Genomic DNA, 15,417 nt, shown 5'->3' with positions numbered 1-15,417 from the left:
CTTCAGTCCTGCGTCGCGGGAACCAGACGCAGGGACACCGAGTTCATGCAATAGCGCAGATCCGTGGGAGTGTCGTACCCCTCGCCCTCGAACACGTGGCCCATGTGCGAGTCGCAGTTCGCGCAGCGCACCTCCACGCGCTTCATCCCCATGGTTGTGTCCTCGATGTAGCGCACCCGGTCCTCCGCGAGCGGCGCGAAGAAGGACGGCCACCCGCAGTGGGACGAAAACTTCGTGTCCGAGCGGAACAGCTCGGCCCCGCACGCGCGACACTCGTACACGCCCTGCGTGGTGGTGTCCACGTACTCGCCCGTGAAGGGGCGTTCGGTCCCGGCCTGGCGCAGCACCTGGTACTCGAGCGGGTTCAGTCGTTCACGCCACTGCGCGTCCGTGCGCGCCGCGGCGGCCTCCGGGCTCAGGGCTCCGCCGGTGCGGGCGCTCGTCTCGTGGTTCGGCTCCGTGGTCACGGGGCGCCTCCTTCTCGTCGTCATGTGACTTCCTCCCTGTCCAACCACGCGTTCGCGCCGGTTATGCCCGTACGACGTCGCGTAGCCGCCGTTCGACGCTCGCGCGCGCCGTGTATTCGGGGTGCCTGCGGTGACCGGCCCGCCATCCAGGTCCCCGTGATCGGCGCGTGTCAGAATGACGACATGACTACCCTGATCACCCCCGGGCAGGATTCGAACGCGCGCTCGTGGCGCCGCGGCGCAGTGGTGGGCGCCGCCGCGAGTATCGGAGCGGCGTCGGCGACGTTCGCGTTGTCGGGAGGTCTGGCGGCGCTCGTCGCGCGCCACGTGGTCACCCCGTCCACCCGGCCCGGCAACGTCCAAGTGCTCAAGCTCGAGAAGGACCCCAACTCGGGACAGGAACTGATCACGTTGCCCGCGAACCCGGACACCCGGGTCGCCGGGACGTACGCCCTACGGTTCGACGACGGTCGCGGCCTCGCGCGGATCGGCTTCATCGTGCGCCAGACCGGGGGCACCGTCACGCGGCTCGTGGAGCGCGTGTACCGCGGGGAACTCGCGGTGGGCAAGCGCGGGTGGTAGACCGGGACCGTGTACGCGCGACCGTCGGACGCCGGGTTGGCCTACGGCAAGATCCACGTGGAGACACCGCTGGGGCCCGCGCCCGCGTGGGTCATCCCCGCGGACGGGGACACGGCCACCGCACACCACACCGGCACGTGGGCGGTCATGGTGCACGGCCGCGGCGCCCAGCGCCCGGAATGCATCCGCGGGGCCAGGGTGGCCCACGAACTGGGGTTGCACTCCCTCATCTTGTCCTACCGCAACGACCAGGAGGCACCCTCCACCCCGGATCAGCGCTACGGGCTGGGGTTCACCGAATGGGAGGACATCCAGGCGGGGATCGGCTATGCGCTGGACCACGGAGCGTCGGACATCGTGCTGTTCGGGTGGTCCATGGGCGGGGCCATCGTGTTGCGCACGACCGAACTGACCGAGTACCGCGACCGGATCCGAGCGCTGGTGCTCACGGGGCCGGTCGTGGACTGGTATGAGCTATTGGCTCACCAGACCCGGATCCACCGCATCCCGCGGCGCGTGGGTCGCATGGCGGCGGACCTGATCTCCCACCGGATGGGCCCGCGGATCACCGGGCTGGCCGCGCCCCTGGACCTGCATGCCCTGGACTGGCTCTCCCGCTGGGAGGACATCACTACGCCCACCCTGATCCTTCACTCCACGGACGACGAGGTGGTCCCGGTGGCCGGGTCCGTGGAACTCGCCAATCGCAGTCCCTACGTGGACTTCGTGGGGTTCTCCGGGGCCCGGCACACCAAGGAATGGAACATCGACCGCAAACGCTACGAGCGGGCCATCCGTGACTGGTTGCCCGCGGCGCTCACTCGCCGAGCCGGGCGTGGATCTGGCGTTTGATCCGACCGAGCATCGCGGACATCCCGCGCATGCGCAGCGGGGACACCAGCTTGGTCAGCCCGAAGCGTTCCGGCAGGTCGTCGGGCACGTCCAACACCTGGGACGCCGGCAGGCCGTTGAGCCCCTCGTGCAGGATGGACGCGAAACCGCGCGTGGTGGGCGCTTCCGCCGGCGCGGAGAAGAACAGGGCGACCGGTGCGTCCGCACCGGACCCGTCCAGTTCCACGGTCAGGAACAACGGTGACTGACACTCGGTGACCTGCTCGAGTTCCTCCGGGTGCTCGCCGAGCCGCGCGGGCAGCGCGGGCAGCGAACGGGAGAACTCGAGCAGCAACTGCAGCTTGTCGGGTTCCGGGACCTCGTGGAACTCGGTCACCAGCTCCCGCAACTGTTCGGGCAGGTCCTGGGTGCTCACCGCGCGGCCCCGGGGGCCTCGCCGCGTTCCTCACCCTGCGCCACGGGCACGCGTACGGCGTTGCCCCACTCGGTCCAGGACCCGTCGTAGTTGCGCACGTTGTCGAAGCCCAGCAGGTGGGTCAGCACGAACCACGTGTGCGAGGAACGCTCGCCGATGCGGCAGTACGCGATCACGTCGTCGTCCTGCCCGAGCCCGACCTCGTCGCGGTAGATGGCGTCGAGGTCCTCGCGGGACTTGAACGTCCCGTCCTCGGCGGCGGCCCGGGCCCACGGCACGGACGCCGCGGTGGGGATGTGTCCGCCGCGCAGCGTGCCCTCCTGCGGGTAGTCGGGCATGTGGGTGCGCTCGCCCGTGTACTCCTGGGGGGAGCGCACGTCGATCAGGGGAGTGGTGCCCAGCGCGGCCAGCACGTCCTCGCGGTACGCGCGGATCACGGAGTCGTCCCGCTCCACCGCGGGGTACTCGGTGGGGGTCACGGGGGTCGCGTCCGTGGTCAGTTCGCGGCCCTCGGCGATCCACTTGTCGCGCCCGCCGTTCATCAGGCGCACGTCCCGGTGACCGAACAGCGTGAAGACCCACAGGGCGTAGGCGGCCCACCAGTTGGACTTGTCGCCGTAGATCACCACAGTGTCGTCGCGGGAGATCCCCTTGCGGGACATCACCTCGGCGAACTGCTCCCCGTTCACGTAGTCGCGGGTGTCCGGTTCGTTGAGGTCCGTGTGCCAGTCCACCTTGACGGCCCCGGGGATGTGCCCGGTCTCGTACAGCAGGACGTCCTCGTCCGATTCGACGACGACGACGCCGGGCGTGCCGACGTGATCGGCCACCCACTGCGTGGACACCAGACGTTCCGGGTGCGCGTACTGCGCGAACGCGTCGTTCTGCTCTGCTTCTACAGCCATGAGACTTCTCCTTGTCCTTGTCCTTGTGCTGTCGTGGGCGCTGCGCACGCACGTGCCGTGCGCGTCTCGTTCTCCAGCGTAGTGGTGCGCGCGCACCCGGCGCATGCCGGCCCGCGTGCGCCGTCATACGCGGTCGCCGTGTTCACCACGGGCTGACCGGTAGCATCGGGGGAGAACGGGACGCCCGGCGCGTCCCACGTACTGTCCGTTTACCGCAGGACCGGTCCCGGTGCGCGCCCGCCGCGGCGCGCGATCCGGAACCGGTCGGGAGGCCCTGTCACGTGAGCACTCAGATCGAACACCTCGTGGAGCGCGATCCACGCGTCTCGGCCGATGAACTGCTGGCCGGTTTCACCCCGTCCGAACGCTTCGGGGAGGTGTCGTTCGACACGTACCGCCCGGATCCGTCCCAGCCCTCGCAGGCACAGGCGGTCGAGAAGCTCAAGACCTTCGCGGCGGGCGCGTCCGGGGGCGGCGCCTCCGGTGGCGGGTTCTTCTCCAAACTCTTCGGCGGGCGGAAGAGTTCCGGCGCGGCGCAGGGGATCTACCTGGACGGCGGGTTCGGCGTGGGCAAGACCCACCTGCTCGCGTCCCTGTGGCACGCCGTGCCCGGGCCCAAGGCGTTCGGCACGTTCGTGGAGTACACCAACCTGGTGGGTGCGCTCACGTTCCGCCGCACCGTGGACGCCCTGAAGGAATACACCCTCGTGTGCATCGACGAGTTCGAGCTCGACGACCCCGGGGACACCGTGCTGATGTCCCGGCTCATGCGCGAACTCGCGGACGCGGGCGTCAAGCTCGCGGCCACGTCCAATACCTTGCCCGGTTCCCTGGGCGAAGGCCGGTTCGCGGCGCAGGACTTCCAGCGTGAGATCCAGGTGCTGTCCTCCCAGTTCGAGGTCGTGCGCATCGACGGCGAGGACTACCGTCACCGCGGACTGCCGAACGCGCCGTCGCCCCTGCCCGACGACGCCGCGCTCGACGCCGCCGTCGAACAGCACTTCGCGGGTCGGCGTGTGGCGATCGACGACTTCGACGCGCTCGTGGAACACCTTTCCCGCGTGCACCCCTCGCGCTACCGTGCGCTGATCGAGGGCCTGGACGCGATCGCGTGGCGCGGGGTGCGCACGATCGACCAGCAAGCGGTAGCGCTGCGGTTCGTGGTGCTCGCGGACCGGTTGTACGACCGGGACCTGCCCATCCTCTCCACGGGCGTGCCGTTCGACCGCGTCTTCACGGAGGAGATGATGGCCGGCGGCTACCAGAAGAAGTACTACCGAGCGGTCTCCCGACTCACGGCACTCGCCCGGGAGGCGGACGAGGCCTGAGACCCGCGAGAGCGGTGGCGACGCCGCGGCGTCGTCCCCGCGCGGGTGACCGGTCCGTGAGAGGAGCCCTCGAGCCCGTGGGGCGCACCCTCGAGCCGACGTGAGAACGGGGTCCCTTCCGATCGGAAGGGACCCCGTTCTCACGCGGCGGTGCAGATCAATCGTTGCCGCTGAGCCGATCGCGCGCGGCGTCCTGGCCTTGATCGACCTGGCCCTCGAACTTGTGACCGGTCTTCTCGTCCACGGCGTCGCCCGCCTTGTCGATGCCCTGGTCGACCTTGTCCTGGTGGTTTCCGGCGGCGTCCTTGGCCTTGTCCGCGAGTCCTCCGAGATCCGGCATGATCTGTGTCCTTCCGGTAGGTGAACCAGCCCAGTGTCGGGTCGGTACGTTCATCCTGCACGGCTTCCGTCACATACGGAAGGACCCCGACACGGGGTTCACCCTGAGGGAACATGACGCGATGGGTCCGGGGTGGAAGGAATCGGGCCCCGTTCGTTCCCGTCCGAAATCGGGCGGGCGGCATCGCGTCCGGTCCGTTCCCGACCGAAGTGCCGAGCCCGGTCCGTTCCCGCCTGAAGTGGAGTACCCTGGGAAGTCGTCCCGCGCGCCAGCCGACCCCGCGAGAACCGGTGTGCAGCGCTCGCCCGCCGAGCGCCGTCGGCGTCATCCAGCGGGGCGGGAACCCCCATCCACGAAGGAGCCAGTGCGCGCCATGACCACCGAGAAGGTCGAACTGCTCCGCCACCCGGCGGAGGCCATCAACTGGAATCGCGTCCAGGACGAGAAGGACACCGAAGTCTGGGACCGTCTGACGTCCAATTTCTGGCTCCCCGAGAAGGTCCCGCTGTCCAACGACGTCCAGTCGTGGAAGACGCTCACGGCCGAGGAGCAGGACCTCACCATGAAGGTGTTCACGGGCCTGACCCTGCTGGACACCATCCAGGGCACCGTGGGTGCGGTCTCCTTGATCCCGGACGCCAAGACCCTGCACGAGGAAGCCGTGTACACGAACATCGCGTTCATGGAATCCGTGCATGCGAAGTCCTACTCGTCCATCTTCTCCACGCTGTCGTCCATGAAGCAGATCGACGAGGCGTTCCGCTGGTCGCGCGAGAACGAGCACCTGCAGCGCAAGGCCGACATCGTGCTGACGTACTACAAGGGTGACGACCCGCTGAAAAAGAAGGTGGCCTCCACCTTGCTGGAGTCCTTCCTGTTCTACTCCGGGTTCTACCTGCCCATGTACTTCTCTTCGCACGCCAAGCTGACCAACACCGCGGACCTGATCCGGTTGATCATTCGCGACGAGGCCGTGCACGGGTATTACATCGGCTACAAGTACCAGCGTGGTCTGCTGCAGGAGACCCCGGAGCGGCAGGAGGAGCTCAAGGCGTACACGTACGAGCTGCTGGACGAGCTCTACGACAACGAGGTGGCCTACGCCGAGGCGCTCTACGACTCGGTCGGCTGGACCGAGGACGTCAAGAAGTTCCTGCACTACAACGCCAACAAGGCACTGAACAATCTGGGCTACGAGGCCCTGTTCCCGCGGGAAATGACGGACGTGTCCCCGGCCATCCTCTCCTCGCTGTCCCCGAACGCGGATGAGAACCACGACTTCTTCTCCGGTTCCGGCTCCTCTTACGTGATCGGCAAGGCCGTGAACACGGAGGATGAGGACTGGGACTTCTAGAAGTCCTGGTCCGCTCCTGACCACTCAGGGGTAGTCAAGGGCTCCGGATCTGCGAGTTTTCGCAGGTTCGGGGCTTTTTTGTGCCCTCTCCAACACGACAGGAGAGGACGACGATGAACATCAACACCCATTCAGTAGGGCACACCGGGGGCACGCACACACCTGCATGGTGGGAGCAAGGTGGATCGCCAGGAGAAATTTGGGTCTGGCACACCCCTTGGGTCTTGCCCCTTCGTGCCTTTCAGCACGCTCTGAATGTCGAGAAAAAGCCTGTTGACCAGGGGTTTTGCGACGTGCTTCCGATGAGGGGCACGAGAGCTCCCTGACATCCGTTCGAGGTCAGGGGAGGACACGATGAGCACCACTCAGAAGACAGGTAGGGTTGCATCGAGGCGAGAGGGATGGGGTCGGATCCGTAAGCTGCCCTCGGGCCGATGGCAGGCCCGCTACTCGGCCCCTGATGGCCGGATGTACACGGCACGAACCGAGGACGACAAGTCTTTGACGTTTCTCACGAAGACGGACGCCCGCACCTGGCTGGCCGGCATGCACACCAGGATCTCAAGAGGGGAGTGGGAGCCACCCGCGGTCGTCGCCAAGCGGCGGCGGCGCGCTGCTGCCGCCGCCGACGAAACACGCTCGGTCGGGTTCACGACCTACGCCAAGCGCTGGATCGAGATGATCCGCACAGAACCCAACCGTTCCGGCAAACGACGCGCGGCCGGAACGGTACGCTCGTATGCGAGCAAAGTCGACGGCTACCTGATTCCGGAGTTCGGCGACACCCCGGTGCGCGAGATCGACATCGACCGGATCAAGGTCATGACCACACGTCTGGACCAGATACCGTCTCCACTGAACCCGAAGTCGAAGTTCAACGGCATCACACGACCGGTCCTGACCGTGCTCATGATGATTCTCAGGCAGGCTGCCCGGGACGGGATCATCCCGGCCGCGCCGAGTGTCTCGATCCCCAAGCAGGAATCGGTGCGTCACGATGCCGAGCATGACGAAAGTGAAGACGTCGCCACTCCTTCCCAGGTCGATTCCCTGTACAAAGCGACGCCGGACCGGTATGCGATCACGATCCTGCTCGCCGCCTGGTGCCAGCTGCGCCGCGGTGAGTGCCTGGGCCTACAGCGCAGGGATATCGAATGGCACCCGGACGGGGGAGCGACCCTGCACGTGCGCAGGCAACTCAACGTGAACACAGGCGATTTTTCCGAACCGAAGAGCGAGGCAGGGAAGAGGGCGCTGAGCGTGCCACGGATCATGCTGGAGCCCTTGAGGAAGCATCTGGAGGACTACGTGGCGTCAGAAGCTAAGGCGCCGGTCGTGCCGGTCAGCACGCGGGGGAGCGTGCCGCTGTCGCACACGCGGTGGGGATACATCTGGGGCGCGGCTCGCGAAGCAGTGGATAGCGTGCCGAACAGATTCAGATTCCACGACCTGCGGCATACCGGCTTGACGATCTTCGCCCAGGAAGGCGCAACATTGGCCGAGCTGATGCGACGCGGCGGGCACTCCGACATGCGCGTCGTGCTGCGATACCAGCACTCCACGATGACCCGTGATCGCGAACTCGCCGATCGTCTTAGCGCTCGCGTGGAAACCGCACTCGGGGCCGCCTAGAGCCATGCCATCAAGTCAGCACGGGGCTGTGGCACGCACCTGAGAATCAGTAATCGTTGGCTGACGGAGAGGAACCACGATGACAAACCAGAGTCGCGCCGATACCACGGCACGAAACCTTGTATCACTGGCGGAGGCTGCGTCGAGATTCGGAGTGTCCACCAAGACACTTCGCCGCAGGATCTCGGACGGAACGATCCACGGCTACAAGGCCGGACGTCTTGTCCGGGTCGACCTCGACGAGCTCGATCAGAGACTCATCGTCGAGATGCCGACCACGAGGTGAGAGACGTGCGGTGGGCGGGTCCTGGAGGACCCGCCCACCGTGACTGACGCCGGTGTCAGCTCGAAGACAGCCGCGTCATCCCTGCACCGTTCCAGCGCCTACGGCTCGCGCGGTGATCACGACGCGCTCGTGTTGAAACGCCCCTCCTGCCGACCTTCGGGGAGCCGGAGTGATGCGCACCCCGAAGAGAGCCTTGGTGATCCTTCGCTGTTCTGCGAATGCGAGTCCATTCCAAGCGATGGAGATGTCTTCGGCGTTGACGAGATCTCTGATCGCGCGGTCAACGATGGGCAACGCCAACTGGTGTCGCGCGCGCTCAATCATCGGGACGAGCTTTTTCTCGATACCGCTGAGCAGTCCGAGACTGACATCGCCATTCGCGCAACCGTCTATTGCCTCCTGGAGTCTCGCCTCCAGTTTTGCGAGATGCTCGCGTGCTCCGACGGACTGCGAGACCCATTCGTCGTCTTCGCCGATCAGCAATGCGGCGTTTGCAGGACGCGAAAGCCAGGCGAGGACGTAGTCGACGACGTACTCCTCGACGGGTGCTGCGCTGATGGATATCTTGTAGCAGCCGCGGAAACGGCACTGGTATCGCACCTTTCGAGGGGCATCGCCGTGGGGTCTGTCGAGGACGCGACGAAGCGGATGCCTGCAACAATCACATATCGCGATGTGTGACAGCAACGATTTCGGGGTTACCGTCCCGGACTCGTGCACTCGCCGTGATGGATCGGACAGGAGCCGTTGGACCCGTGCGAAATCCTCGATGGAGATCAACGGCTCCCACGCGGCGTCACCGATGATCTCCCCGCGGTAGACGCGTTTCCCCGCGATGGTGGGGTTCTGCATGATCTGCTTCACCGTCATCGATGTCCACGCTGAGGTGATTTTCCCATCGTGGGATTTTTGAGGTGTTGGCTCTCCCCGGTCTTGAAGATCGTTCGCGATCGTTCTGACTGGTGTACCGGAGATAATCCGCCGTGCCATCAGCCTTACGAGTTCGCCGGTGTGCGGATCCGGCTCTTGGCCGATGAGTTGGCCTGTGTTCGTGTCGTAAACGCGTCGATAACCATAAGGTATTCGCCCGTGCGGGCGTCCCTTCTCTGCCAGGAGGCGTACAGTGCGGATCTGCCGTTCGCGCATCGTATGTGCGTCGGCTTCGGCTCGCAGGAACTCGAATCCGAGCATGAAGCTGTCGTCGGAGCGAGTGAAGTCGGAGACTCGGCCTTGCGTCATGTAGAGAACTCCTGCTGCTTGGCAGGCGGCACGTAGTTGGAGGTAGATCTCGAGATCCCGGCCGGCTCTGGATGGCTCCCAGGTGACGAAACCATCGACCTTCCCTGACTCGATGAGTTGCAGGGCTTCCTGGAAACCTCCTCGGTCCTTAGTCCGCCACTCGGAAGCGGAGCGGTCGGCGTCTCTCAGGACGCGGACGACCGTCCACCCCAGTGGTTGGCACCACGATCGGCAATCACTGACCTGATCACCGATTGACCGCATCAGTTTGAGCCGGTCCTGCGACGCTCGCGCATATATCAACGCTCTGACGGGTGTTATTGCTGAGGGCTTGTTCTTGTCCATAACGGACAGGTACGTCAGTGATCCCATGACAGGTTCCTCTCGACACGACGAGGCTCCTTGCCCCGTCAACCTGTCATAGCGTGGCGGGAAGACGCCGGTCGAAAACCGCGGAATCACGCGGATGTTCGCGGTGCCATACCTCCCATTGTTCGACTCATCGAGGAATAGGACGTACGGCGGGGTTCCTGGGACCTGGGCAAAGGGCTGATGGCGGAGCCCGCAGCGCTGAATGGGTGATGAAGAACCGCCGCTTGGCGGTGCCGCGGACCCGCTGAGAAGCTCAGGAACAGCGCCATCCTTCGAGGCTGTCTTCCGAAGCAACTCATCAACGCCCACAGATGTACAGCAGTCCCACGTTCGGTCTTGACCTCTCAGGAGGAGACAGCGAGCGTGGTGTGATGCACGTTGTCTTCCCACGAAGAGAGCGCATCCATCCGACGCTGAACACGAGTGGCAGCGCACTGTATATGTCGGCGGCGTCTGGGAGAATTGTGTGGTGGCCAAGAAAAAGTCGAAGCGTGGCAAGCGAGGACAGCAGTTGCGTCGCTCACCCGCTGTCGCTCCCTTAGCGGTCCCGGCGGTGCTCGCCGAGCAGGATGATTCGGCTCGCCTCATTGATGAGTGGAGCGGAACAAGAAGCGGCGCTTGGGCAAGCAGAGGTTTCGATTTTCAGCACACGGTCGCGGGTTGGCTTGCTGCTCGGCTGATTGCTAGTGATCTCCAAGCCGAAGCGCTCGTTCCCGAGGGGCTCGAAGACATCACAATTGAGTCCGAGGCCTCGCGGCATGTTCAGGTGAAGTCGCGAGGCGAGCACTTGGGAGCATTCCCCGTGGGGAAGGCAAGTGGCGACGTCGTTGACGCCTGGCTCCGACACCGTAATCGTGGCGACGATTCGTACACTCTCATCGTTGTGTTTGAGCGAGGCATTGAAGGCGAAACTGAACTCGGAGAGTTCGATAGACCGCTTGGCAAATCGCTCGGACAAGATTCGCGACTGCGGGCCAGCATCGCTACTGCGGCGAAGAAGCACGGGCTTGGCGAGAGTGATGTTCACGAGCTGTTTGATCGCACAGTCGTATTTGGAGTCTCCTGGTCTTATCTGGATGAGAACAGCAGAACGTTGCTGGGAACGGCTTTCGAAATGTTGCGGCCGTCGGTCCTTGACTACCTGGCACGTGAGCTCCGCACCATCACAGCCGAGACTGCCAGGTTGAACGCACCAGTCGGCTACGCCGGTAGGCACTCTCTCGATCGGAACGAGCTGATACGTCGGAGCCAGGACTTCATTGAACAGGTTGACCTCGATGCGCTCGAAGCAGCTATTACTCTTGGCCTCTGTTCGCCTTTGTCGCTCACCGAAGAACTCCACGACGCCCGCTTTTACGAGGGCGTCGCGACACAACCAGGCCATGTTGCGGCGGGTCTGGTGGTGCCGCGGAGCGAGCTCATCGGCGAAACGGTAACCGGAGTGCAAGAAACCTCATCCGTTATCTTGACCGGACCATCTGGCGTCGGGAAGAGCGCTCTGCTTTGGTCGATCCCGCATGCTCTCCCGGGCGTCCTGTGGTTCCGTGTAAACCGGTTGTCTTCCCTTGACGTTCCCGAGGTGCTGAGGCTGTGTCGTTCGTACCAGGTTTCTGACACGAACCCCATCGGTCTCCTCATCGATGCAGCCGGTGCAGGCCAGTTCAGCGGATGGTCTCAGCTACGCGAGGAAGCGGCTGCGACACCGGGCCTGTTCATGATCTCGACTGCGCGGCACGAAGACCTCATCTCACTTGGAGACCTATCAGGCTGCGCCATCATCACCGTGGATCTGGACGAAGACGCCGCTGAGGTGATCTTCGACGGTCTGCATGAACGAAAGGCAACAGAGTCGCCTCACTGGAGAGAGGCGTTCGAACAATCCGGGGGACTCACCCTTGAGTTCACCCACTTGCTCACGCGTGGAGAACGCATAGATGCTGTGATCGGCGACCAGGTGCGCCGTCGCATCGCTGAACAAAGAAATATCGAACTCGACTTGTTAAGCCTTTCTACCACCGCAGATCGCTGGTCGGCCACGCTACCCGTAGACAAGGCTGCGGAAGCCTGCGGAGTGACTCAGCTCGAACTTCGGGGGCCTCTCGCGCGTTTGGCGGAAGAGCATCTGTTGGTCGAGCGCAACGGAACGATCTCCGGCGTGCATCAATTGCGATCGACCGCCATTTCCAAAGCCATCCACGACCAACCGCCTCCAACTCTTGACCACACGTTCAGTCGTCTCCTCGCCCTTCTCGTTCCCGAACAAGTCAGGCGATTCGTCCCCAATGCACTCAGGGACGAACCAGAACTGGACCGGCTGATTCACGAGTCCGCGCTGCGCGAATCCGGCGATGTCAAGAAGCTAGCCGCCTATCTGCGAGGCTTGCGCCTCTATGACTTCTACGAACGGGCGGTTAAATGGACTGAGATAGCCGAAAGATATGGAATCCCTCCAGCAAATCAGCCTGTCGCACAACTCTGTGCCATTGCGGGCACTGTTCTTCCTGACTTTTTTCCAGAGGAGTTCAACCGCGCCGTCGCGGACATGGCTGCATCGCCCGAATCTTCACGCGGGTCAGCGCTGATCGCAGCGATCGGTGCTCGGCAACTCGCCGAGGACTTTGTCGCAATAGACGACCTCGACCTCGCGAATGAGCTTCTGTTCGAGCACCAGGAAAGCCCGGTCGACATCACCGTTGAATCTCAATCCGCGCTTCTGAACTCCAGCCCTCTGGGCGATGCGATGCAACGCGCATCGGTCACACAGCTTGCAAACTTCCTAGCGACAGCGAACTCTCTCAATCCCGACCTTGCTCAGACACTCATTCAGTCATGCGGTGGAGAGCCCGAGATCGAGGCCAAGATCAGGAATGCCGATCCGTGGATACTCGACCTCCGGATCGATGAATCTAGCGGCGAAGCGGTCGCCTACGCTCGCGTTCTTCATGTCTCCGATGCCACTCATGGCGACCCTCACGACCGAGTGATCAAGCTTGGACGACTCCTTCTGCGATGCTTTCCCAGAACCACGCACGTCGACGTCAAGTTGCTGCTCCCAGGGGGCCACGACTACCAGATCAGCGATTACCAATTCGGTTCCACTGCACTCCGCCGAGAGTACGATCACTCTGAACTATCGGTGGCCTGGAACCAAGAACGCATGCGAGTCACCAACGCAGTGCTCGGGGCCACCGATACAGAACGTCTCTCGGCCGCGCTTCCCCTCATCGAGGCTGCCTCTCGACTCACACGCGTAGTCGGAAACGCATTCACTGCTGCAGATGTACGAGGTATTGACACCAATCAGCTTGCGGAGCAGATAAACACTCTCGGCGAAGACGCCAACCAGATCGGTCCGCGCCTCAACGGACGTCCACGAGCGCTTGACGTCACCGGAGATCAAGGGGTGTCATCCTTGACCGTAGACCCACTCTCGGGCCTCGTGACAGACCTCACTGGCAATGTATTCCCACGACTCATGAAACTGGACAACCCTGCGGCGCTTGCGGCGCACCTCAGCGACCATGTGATCGCAAAGTCGCTCCACCTTGCGCAGGAGGAGCCGTGGCACCTACTGGGCTACGACACATTCCCGGATAGCCTGAGATCGCTCGAAGCCGATCTGCATCGCCTCCTCGCTGCGGTCGCCGCGCTTGCCGCAGACTCATCTGTAAATGTGGCTCTCGTGCGTGCGGCCCGCGCCGGAAAGCGTGAGGGCGCACTCGGCAGAGCAGCCGACGCTGCCCGAACCCTTACAAGACGGAGGCTGCAAGCTCGGAAATCCGAGCTGGAACAAGTCGGTAGGAGCATTGGTTGGCAATTCCGTGTGCACATGCCTACGAGTGACCGATATCAACTGGTCCCCGAACGGCTCATAGCGCTCGATGTGCCGTCGCTGGTCACCTGGGGAAACGCGCTTGAAGAGATTGTTGCTGCCCTCCAGACGGCAGGACTGCCCGGAGAGAAGTTTGTGCTCCTTCCGATACGTGACGGGAAGCCCGTCGAATCGCTCACGATGTCCCTGATCACTTCTCTACTACCAACAGGCGCGCTCGGACCCTGGGCAACCGAGCTTCCCGACCCGCACGACATCCCCCTGACTGAGGCGCTCGACGCGACGGTCGCTTCGGTTCAAGTTGCGTCAGGAGTCTTGGCGCTCAGTGAGCAACAGCGAGCGCATGACACTGTCGTTCAGGTTCTGAAAGACGCGAAGCAGGGATTTGCTCGATCGAAGAGGGCCATCAAGCAAGCGCCAACGGACGCGGTAATTGAGCAGATCGTCTTGTTTCTGGACGCCCTCGAAGAGGAGTTGACGAATGAGGAGTCCGGCGACGCCACTGGCGGTGGCATCGCCAGTCAGATGCTGCGGATGGTTACAGCGGGTGAGCAGACAGAACTCACCATCGCTCTGGGCGCGGCGCGCCTTATGGCATTGGAGTGGGATATCGATCCCCACTCTGCTCCAGGACTGTTTCAACTGTCTTAATCCGAAGTGGAACGAGTCGCGTCCAGGTTCTTCAGTGCAAGCTTTGGATAGCACGTGTTGGGCAACGGTTTTTCTCCCGGGGGCCTGGTCGCACGAGCTGACACGAGAGCCCGACAAGACCAAAGGCAAGACCATGATGCGCGCCGTGATCGGCAGCATCACTAGCGGTGTCCCCGCGGCGCTCACCGAGATCCGCAAGCTCGGCCGCACCCTCAAACAGCGAGCGGCGGACGTCCTGGCGTTCTTCGACCGCCCCGGCACCAGCAATGGACCGACCGAAGCGATCAACGGGAGACTCGAACACCTCCGAGGAACGGCCCTCGGCTTCTTTAACCTCACGAACTACGTCGCACGCAGCCTGCTCGAAGCCGGCGGATTTAGACCCCATCTACACCTGGACTGTGTCAAGTTTTTTCGACAGGAGAACACTATTTCTTCAAGCAGCCCGGTCGGCTACTGACGAGTCGGTTCCGGTCCGGTCGAAGAAGAACGCGTGCATCGCCTGACCCGGGATATCGTATCCCAATGCCGAGTGACGCCTCTTTCCGGTTGTAGAACACCTCGATATACTCCGCCACCGCCAGCCTGGCCCCAGCCCTGGTGGCGAACCGACCATGATAGAACATCTCGTTCTTCAACGACACGAAAAACGCTTCCGCCACGGCATTTTCCCAGCACACCCCGGTCCGCCCCACCGACAAGCGAACCCGCATCAAACGCGCAACGTCCGCATATCCCTGGGAGGTATACGTGGCTTCCGCGGTCACTGTTAACCTGAATTCGGGTTAACAGTGACCGCGGGTCGCAGGGCGGATTCCTTCGCTCTTTGGAGCATCACGGGTTGCGGGGGTCGATGGGCCGAGTCGGGGCTGCCGGAGACAACGCGGCGATGGAAAGCTTCTTCTCGCTGTTACAGAACGATGTTCTCGACGCCGGGCCATGGCGGACTCGGCAGGAGCTGCGGTTGCGGATCGTGTCATGGATCGAGGGCACGTATCACCAGAGGAGGCAGAAGGGGGCTCGGCCGGCTGACACCGGTCGTGTTCGAAGAAGCGTTGCAGATCCAGACCGTGGATCTGGCGGCCTGAACCAGGAAACCGAAACTGTCACCTGAACTTGCATCAGCCCCTGTCATCGGTGTTCGGGTCCGCTTTGCCGGTTA

At 63.5% G+C, this 15,417-nt stretch carries 12 protein-coding genes and 3 pseudogenes; 9 read left to right on the top strand and 6 right to left on the bottom strand.

Going from position 1 to position 15,417, the window contains the following annotated elements; all coding sequences use genetic code 11:
• Window positions 1–2: 2 nt before the first annotated feature.
• A complete protein-coding gene (gene msrB / locus HBK84_RS07420; protein ID WP_270259014.1) occupies window positions 3–419 on the bottom strand; it encodes a peptide-methionine (R)-S-oxide reductase MsrB in 417 nt (138 codons plus the stop codon).
• Window positions 420–650: 231 nt separating this feature from the next.
• Here msrB and HBK84_RS12850 point away from each other — a divergent pair, with 231 nt between their 5' ends.
• Both HBK84_RS12850 and HBK84_RS07415 read left to right on the top strand, forming a co-directional pair.
• Window positions 651–1,049 carry a hypothetical protein gene (locus tag HBK84_RS12850; RefSeq protein WP_240918860.1) on the top strand — a complete coding sequence of 133 codons (399 nt, stop codon included), beginning with the start codon at window positions 651–653 and terminating at the stop codon, window positions 1,047–1,049.
• Between the two features lie 9 nt (window positions 1,050–1,058).
• Window positions 1,059–1,901, top strand: a complete 843-nt coding sequence (locus HBK84_RS07415; protein WP_240918858.1) for a S9 family peptidase — start codon at window positions 1,059–1,061, stop codon at window positions 1,899–1,901.
• Here HBK84_RS07415 and HBK84_RS07410 read toward each other — a convergent pair.
• Window positions 1,867–2,316, bottom strand: a complete 450-nt coding sequence (locus HBK84_RS07410; protein ID WP_085105972.1) for a SufE family protein — start codon at window positions 2,314–2,316, stop codon at window positions 1,867–1,869. The genes HBK84_RS07415 and HBK84_RS07410 overlap by 35 nt on opposite strands.
• Entirely contained in the window at window positions 2,313–3,221 is a 909-nt protein-coding gene (locus tag HBK84_RS07405) for a sulfurtransferase (protein ID WP_085105973.1), read from the bottom strand. The genes HBK84_RS07410 and HBK84_RS07405 overlap by 4 nt, the downstream gene beginning before the upstream one ends.
• Window positions 3,222–3,502: 281 nt before the next feature.
• Here HBK84_RS07405 and zapE point away from each other — a divergent pair, with 281 nt between their 5' ends.
• Window positions 3,503–4,549 (top strand): cell division protein ZapE, encoded by a 1,047-nt coding sequence (zapE, locus tag HBK84_RS07400; RefSeq protein ID WP_167318559.1) that lies wholly within the window; start codon window positions 3,503–3,505, stop codon window positions 4,547–4,549.
• Between the two features lie 157 nt (window positions 4,550–4,706).
• On the opposite strand, the gene HBK84_RS07395 is transcribed toward zapE, so the two are convergent.
• Window positions 4,707–4,889, bottom strand: coding sequence for an antitoxin (locus tag HBK84_RS07395; protein WP_167318558.1), 183 nt, complete (start codon window positions 4,887–4,889; stop codon window positions 4,707–4,709).
• 373 nt (window positions 4,890–5,262) lie between these two features.
• Here HBK84_RS07395 and nrdF point away from each other — a divergent pair, with 373 nt between their 5' ends.
• From nrdF to HBK84_RS07380, 3 genes are all read left to right on the top strand, one after another.
• A complete protein-coding gene (nrdF, locus tag HBK84_RS07390) occupies window positions 5,263–6,243 on the top strand; it encodes a class 1b ribonucleoside-diphosphate reductase subunit beta (protein ID WP_085105975.1) in 981 nt (326 codons plus the stop codon).
• Between the two features lie 468 nt (window positions 6,244–6,711).
• A complete protein-coding gene (locus tag HBK84_RS07385) occupies window positions 6,712–7,875 on the top strand; it encodes a tyrosine-type recombinase/integrase (protein WP_240918851.1) in 1,164 nt (387 codons plus the stop codon).
• A gap of 79 nt (window positions 7,876–7,954) precedes the next feature.
• Window positions 7,955–8,161, top strand: a complete 207-nt coding sequence (locus tag HBK84_RS07380; protein ID WP_167318556.1) for a helix-turn-helix domain-containing protein — start codon at window positions 7,955–7,957, stop codon at window positions 8,159–8,161.
• A gap of 75 nt (window positions 8,162–8,236) precedes the next feature.
• Here the strand turns inward: HBK84_RS07380 and HBK84_RS07375 are convergent, their stop codons facing one another.
• Window positions 8,237–9,772 (bottom strand): recombinase family protein, encoded by a 1,536-nt coding sequence (locus HBK84_RS07375; RefSeq protein WP_167318555.1) that lies wholly within the window; start codon window positions 9,770–9,772, stop codon window positions 8,237–8,239.
• A gap of 469 nt (window positions 9,773–10,241) precedes the next feature.
• Here HBK84_RS07375 and HBK84_RS07370 point away from each other — a divergent pair, with 469 nt between their 5' ends.
• Both HBK84_RS07370 and HBK84_RS07365 read left to right on the top strand, forming a co-directional pair.
• Complete coding sequence (locus HBK84_RS07370) at window positions 10,242–14,255, top strand: ATP-binding protein (RefSeq protein WP_167318554.1); 4,014 nt, start codon at window positions 10,242–10,244, stop codon at window positions 14,253–14,255.
• 103 nt (window positions 14,256–14,358) lie between these two features.
• Window positions 14,359–14,715: pseudogene (locus tag HBK84_RS07365) on the top strand (transposase); the annotation flags it as partial.
• On the opposite strand, the pseudogene HBK84_RS07360 reads toward HBK84_RS07365, so the two are convergent.
• Window positions 14,692–15,026 (bottom strand): annotated as a pseudogene (locus tag HBK84_RS07360) (IS3 family transposase); the annotation flags it as partial. The pseudogenes HBK84_RS07365 and HBK84_RS07360 sit on opposite strands and share 24 nt — an antisense overlap.
• A 13-nt stretch (window positions 15,027–15,039) precedes the next feature.
• Here HBK84_RS07360 and HBK84_RS12845 point away from each other — a divergent pair.
• A pseudogene (locus HBK84_RS12845) lies at window positions 15,040–15,343 on the top strand (integrase core domain-containing protein); the annotation flags it as partial.
• Window positions 15,344–15,417: the final 74 nt, after the last annotated feature.

The sequence above is a fragment of the Kocuria sp. KD4 genome (genome assembly GCF_011769905.1).
GTDB classification, from domain to species: Bacteria; Actinomycetota; Actinomycetes; order Actinomycetales; family Micrococcaceae; genus Kocuria; species Kocuria marina.
The sequence above is the reverse complement of the archived record's forward strand: the minus strand, read 5'-3'. Positions and strand labels throughout refer to the sequence as shown.

Bases quoted from the DNA above. Each gene is read 5' to 3' on its own strand.
- HBK84_RS12850 (WP_240918860.1), top strand. From the start codon at position 651: ATGACTACCCTGATCACCCCCGGGCAGGATTCGAACGCGCGCTCGTGG.
- HBK84_RS07405 (WP_085105973.1), bottom strand. From the start codon at position 3,221: ATGGCTGTAGAAGCAGAGCAGAACGACGCGTTCGCGCAGTACGCGCAC.
- HBK84_RS07395 (WP_167318558.1), bottom strand. From the start codon at position 4,889: ATGCCGGATCTCGGAGGACTCGCGGACAAGGCCAAGGACGCCGCCGGA.
- nrdF (WP_085105975.1), top strand. From the start codon at position 5,263: ATGACCACCGAGAAGGTCGAACTGCTCCGCCACCCGGCGGAGGCCATC.
- HBK84_RS07385 (WP_240918851.1), top strand. From the start codon at position 6,712: ATGTACACGGCACGAACCGAGGACGACAAGTCTTTGACGTTTCTCACG.
- HBK84_RS07380 (WP_167318556.1), top strand. From the start codon at position 7,955: ATGACAAACCAGAGTCGCGCCGATACCACGGCACGAAACCTTGTATCA.
- HBK84_RS07375 (WP_167318555.1), bottom strand. From the start codon at position 9,772: ATGGGATCACTGACGTACCTGTCCGTTATGGACAAGAACAAGCCCTCA.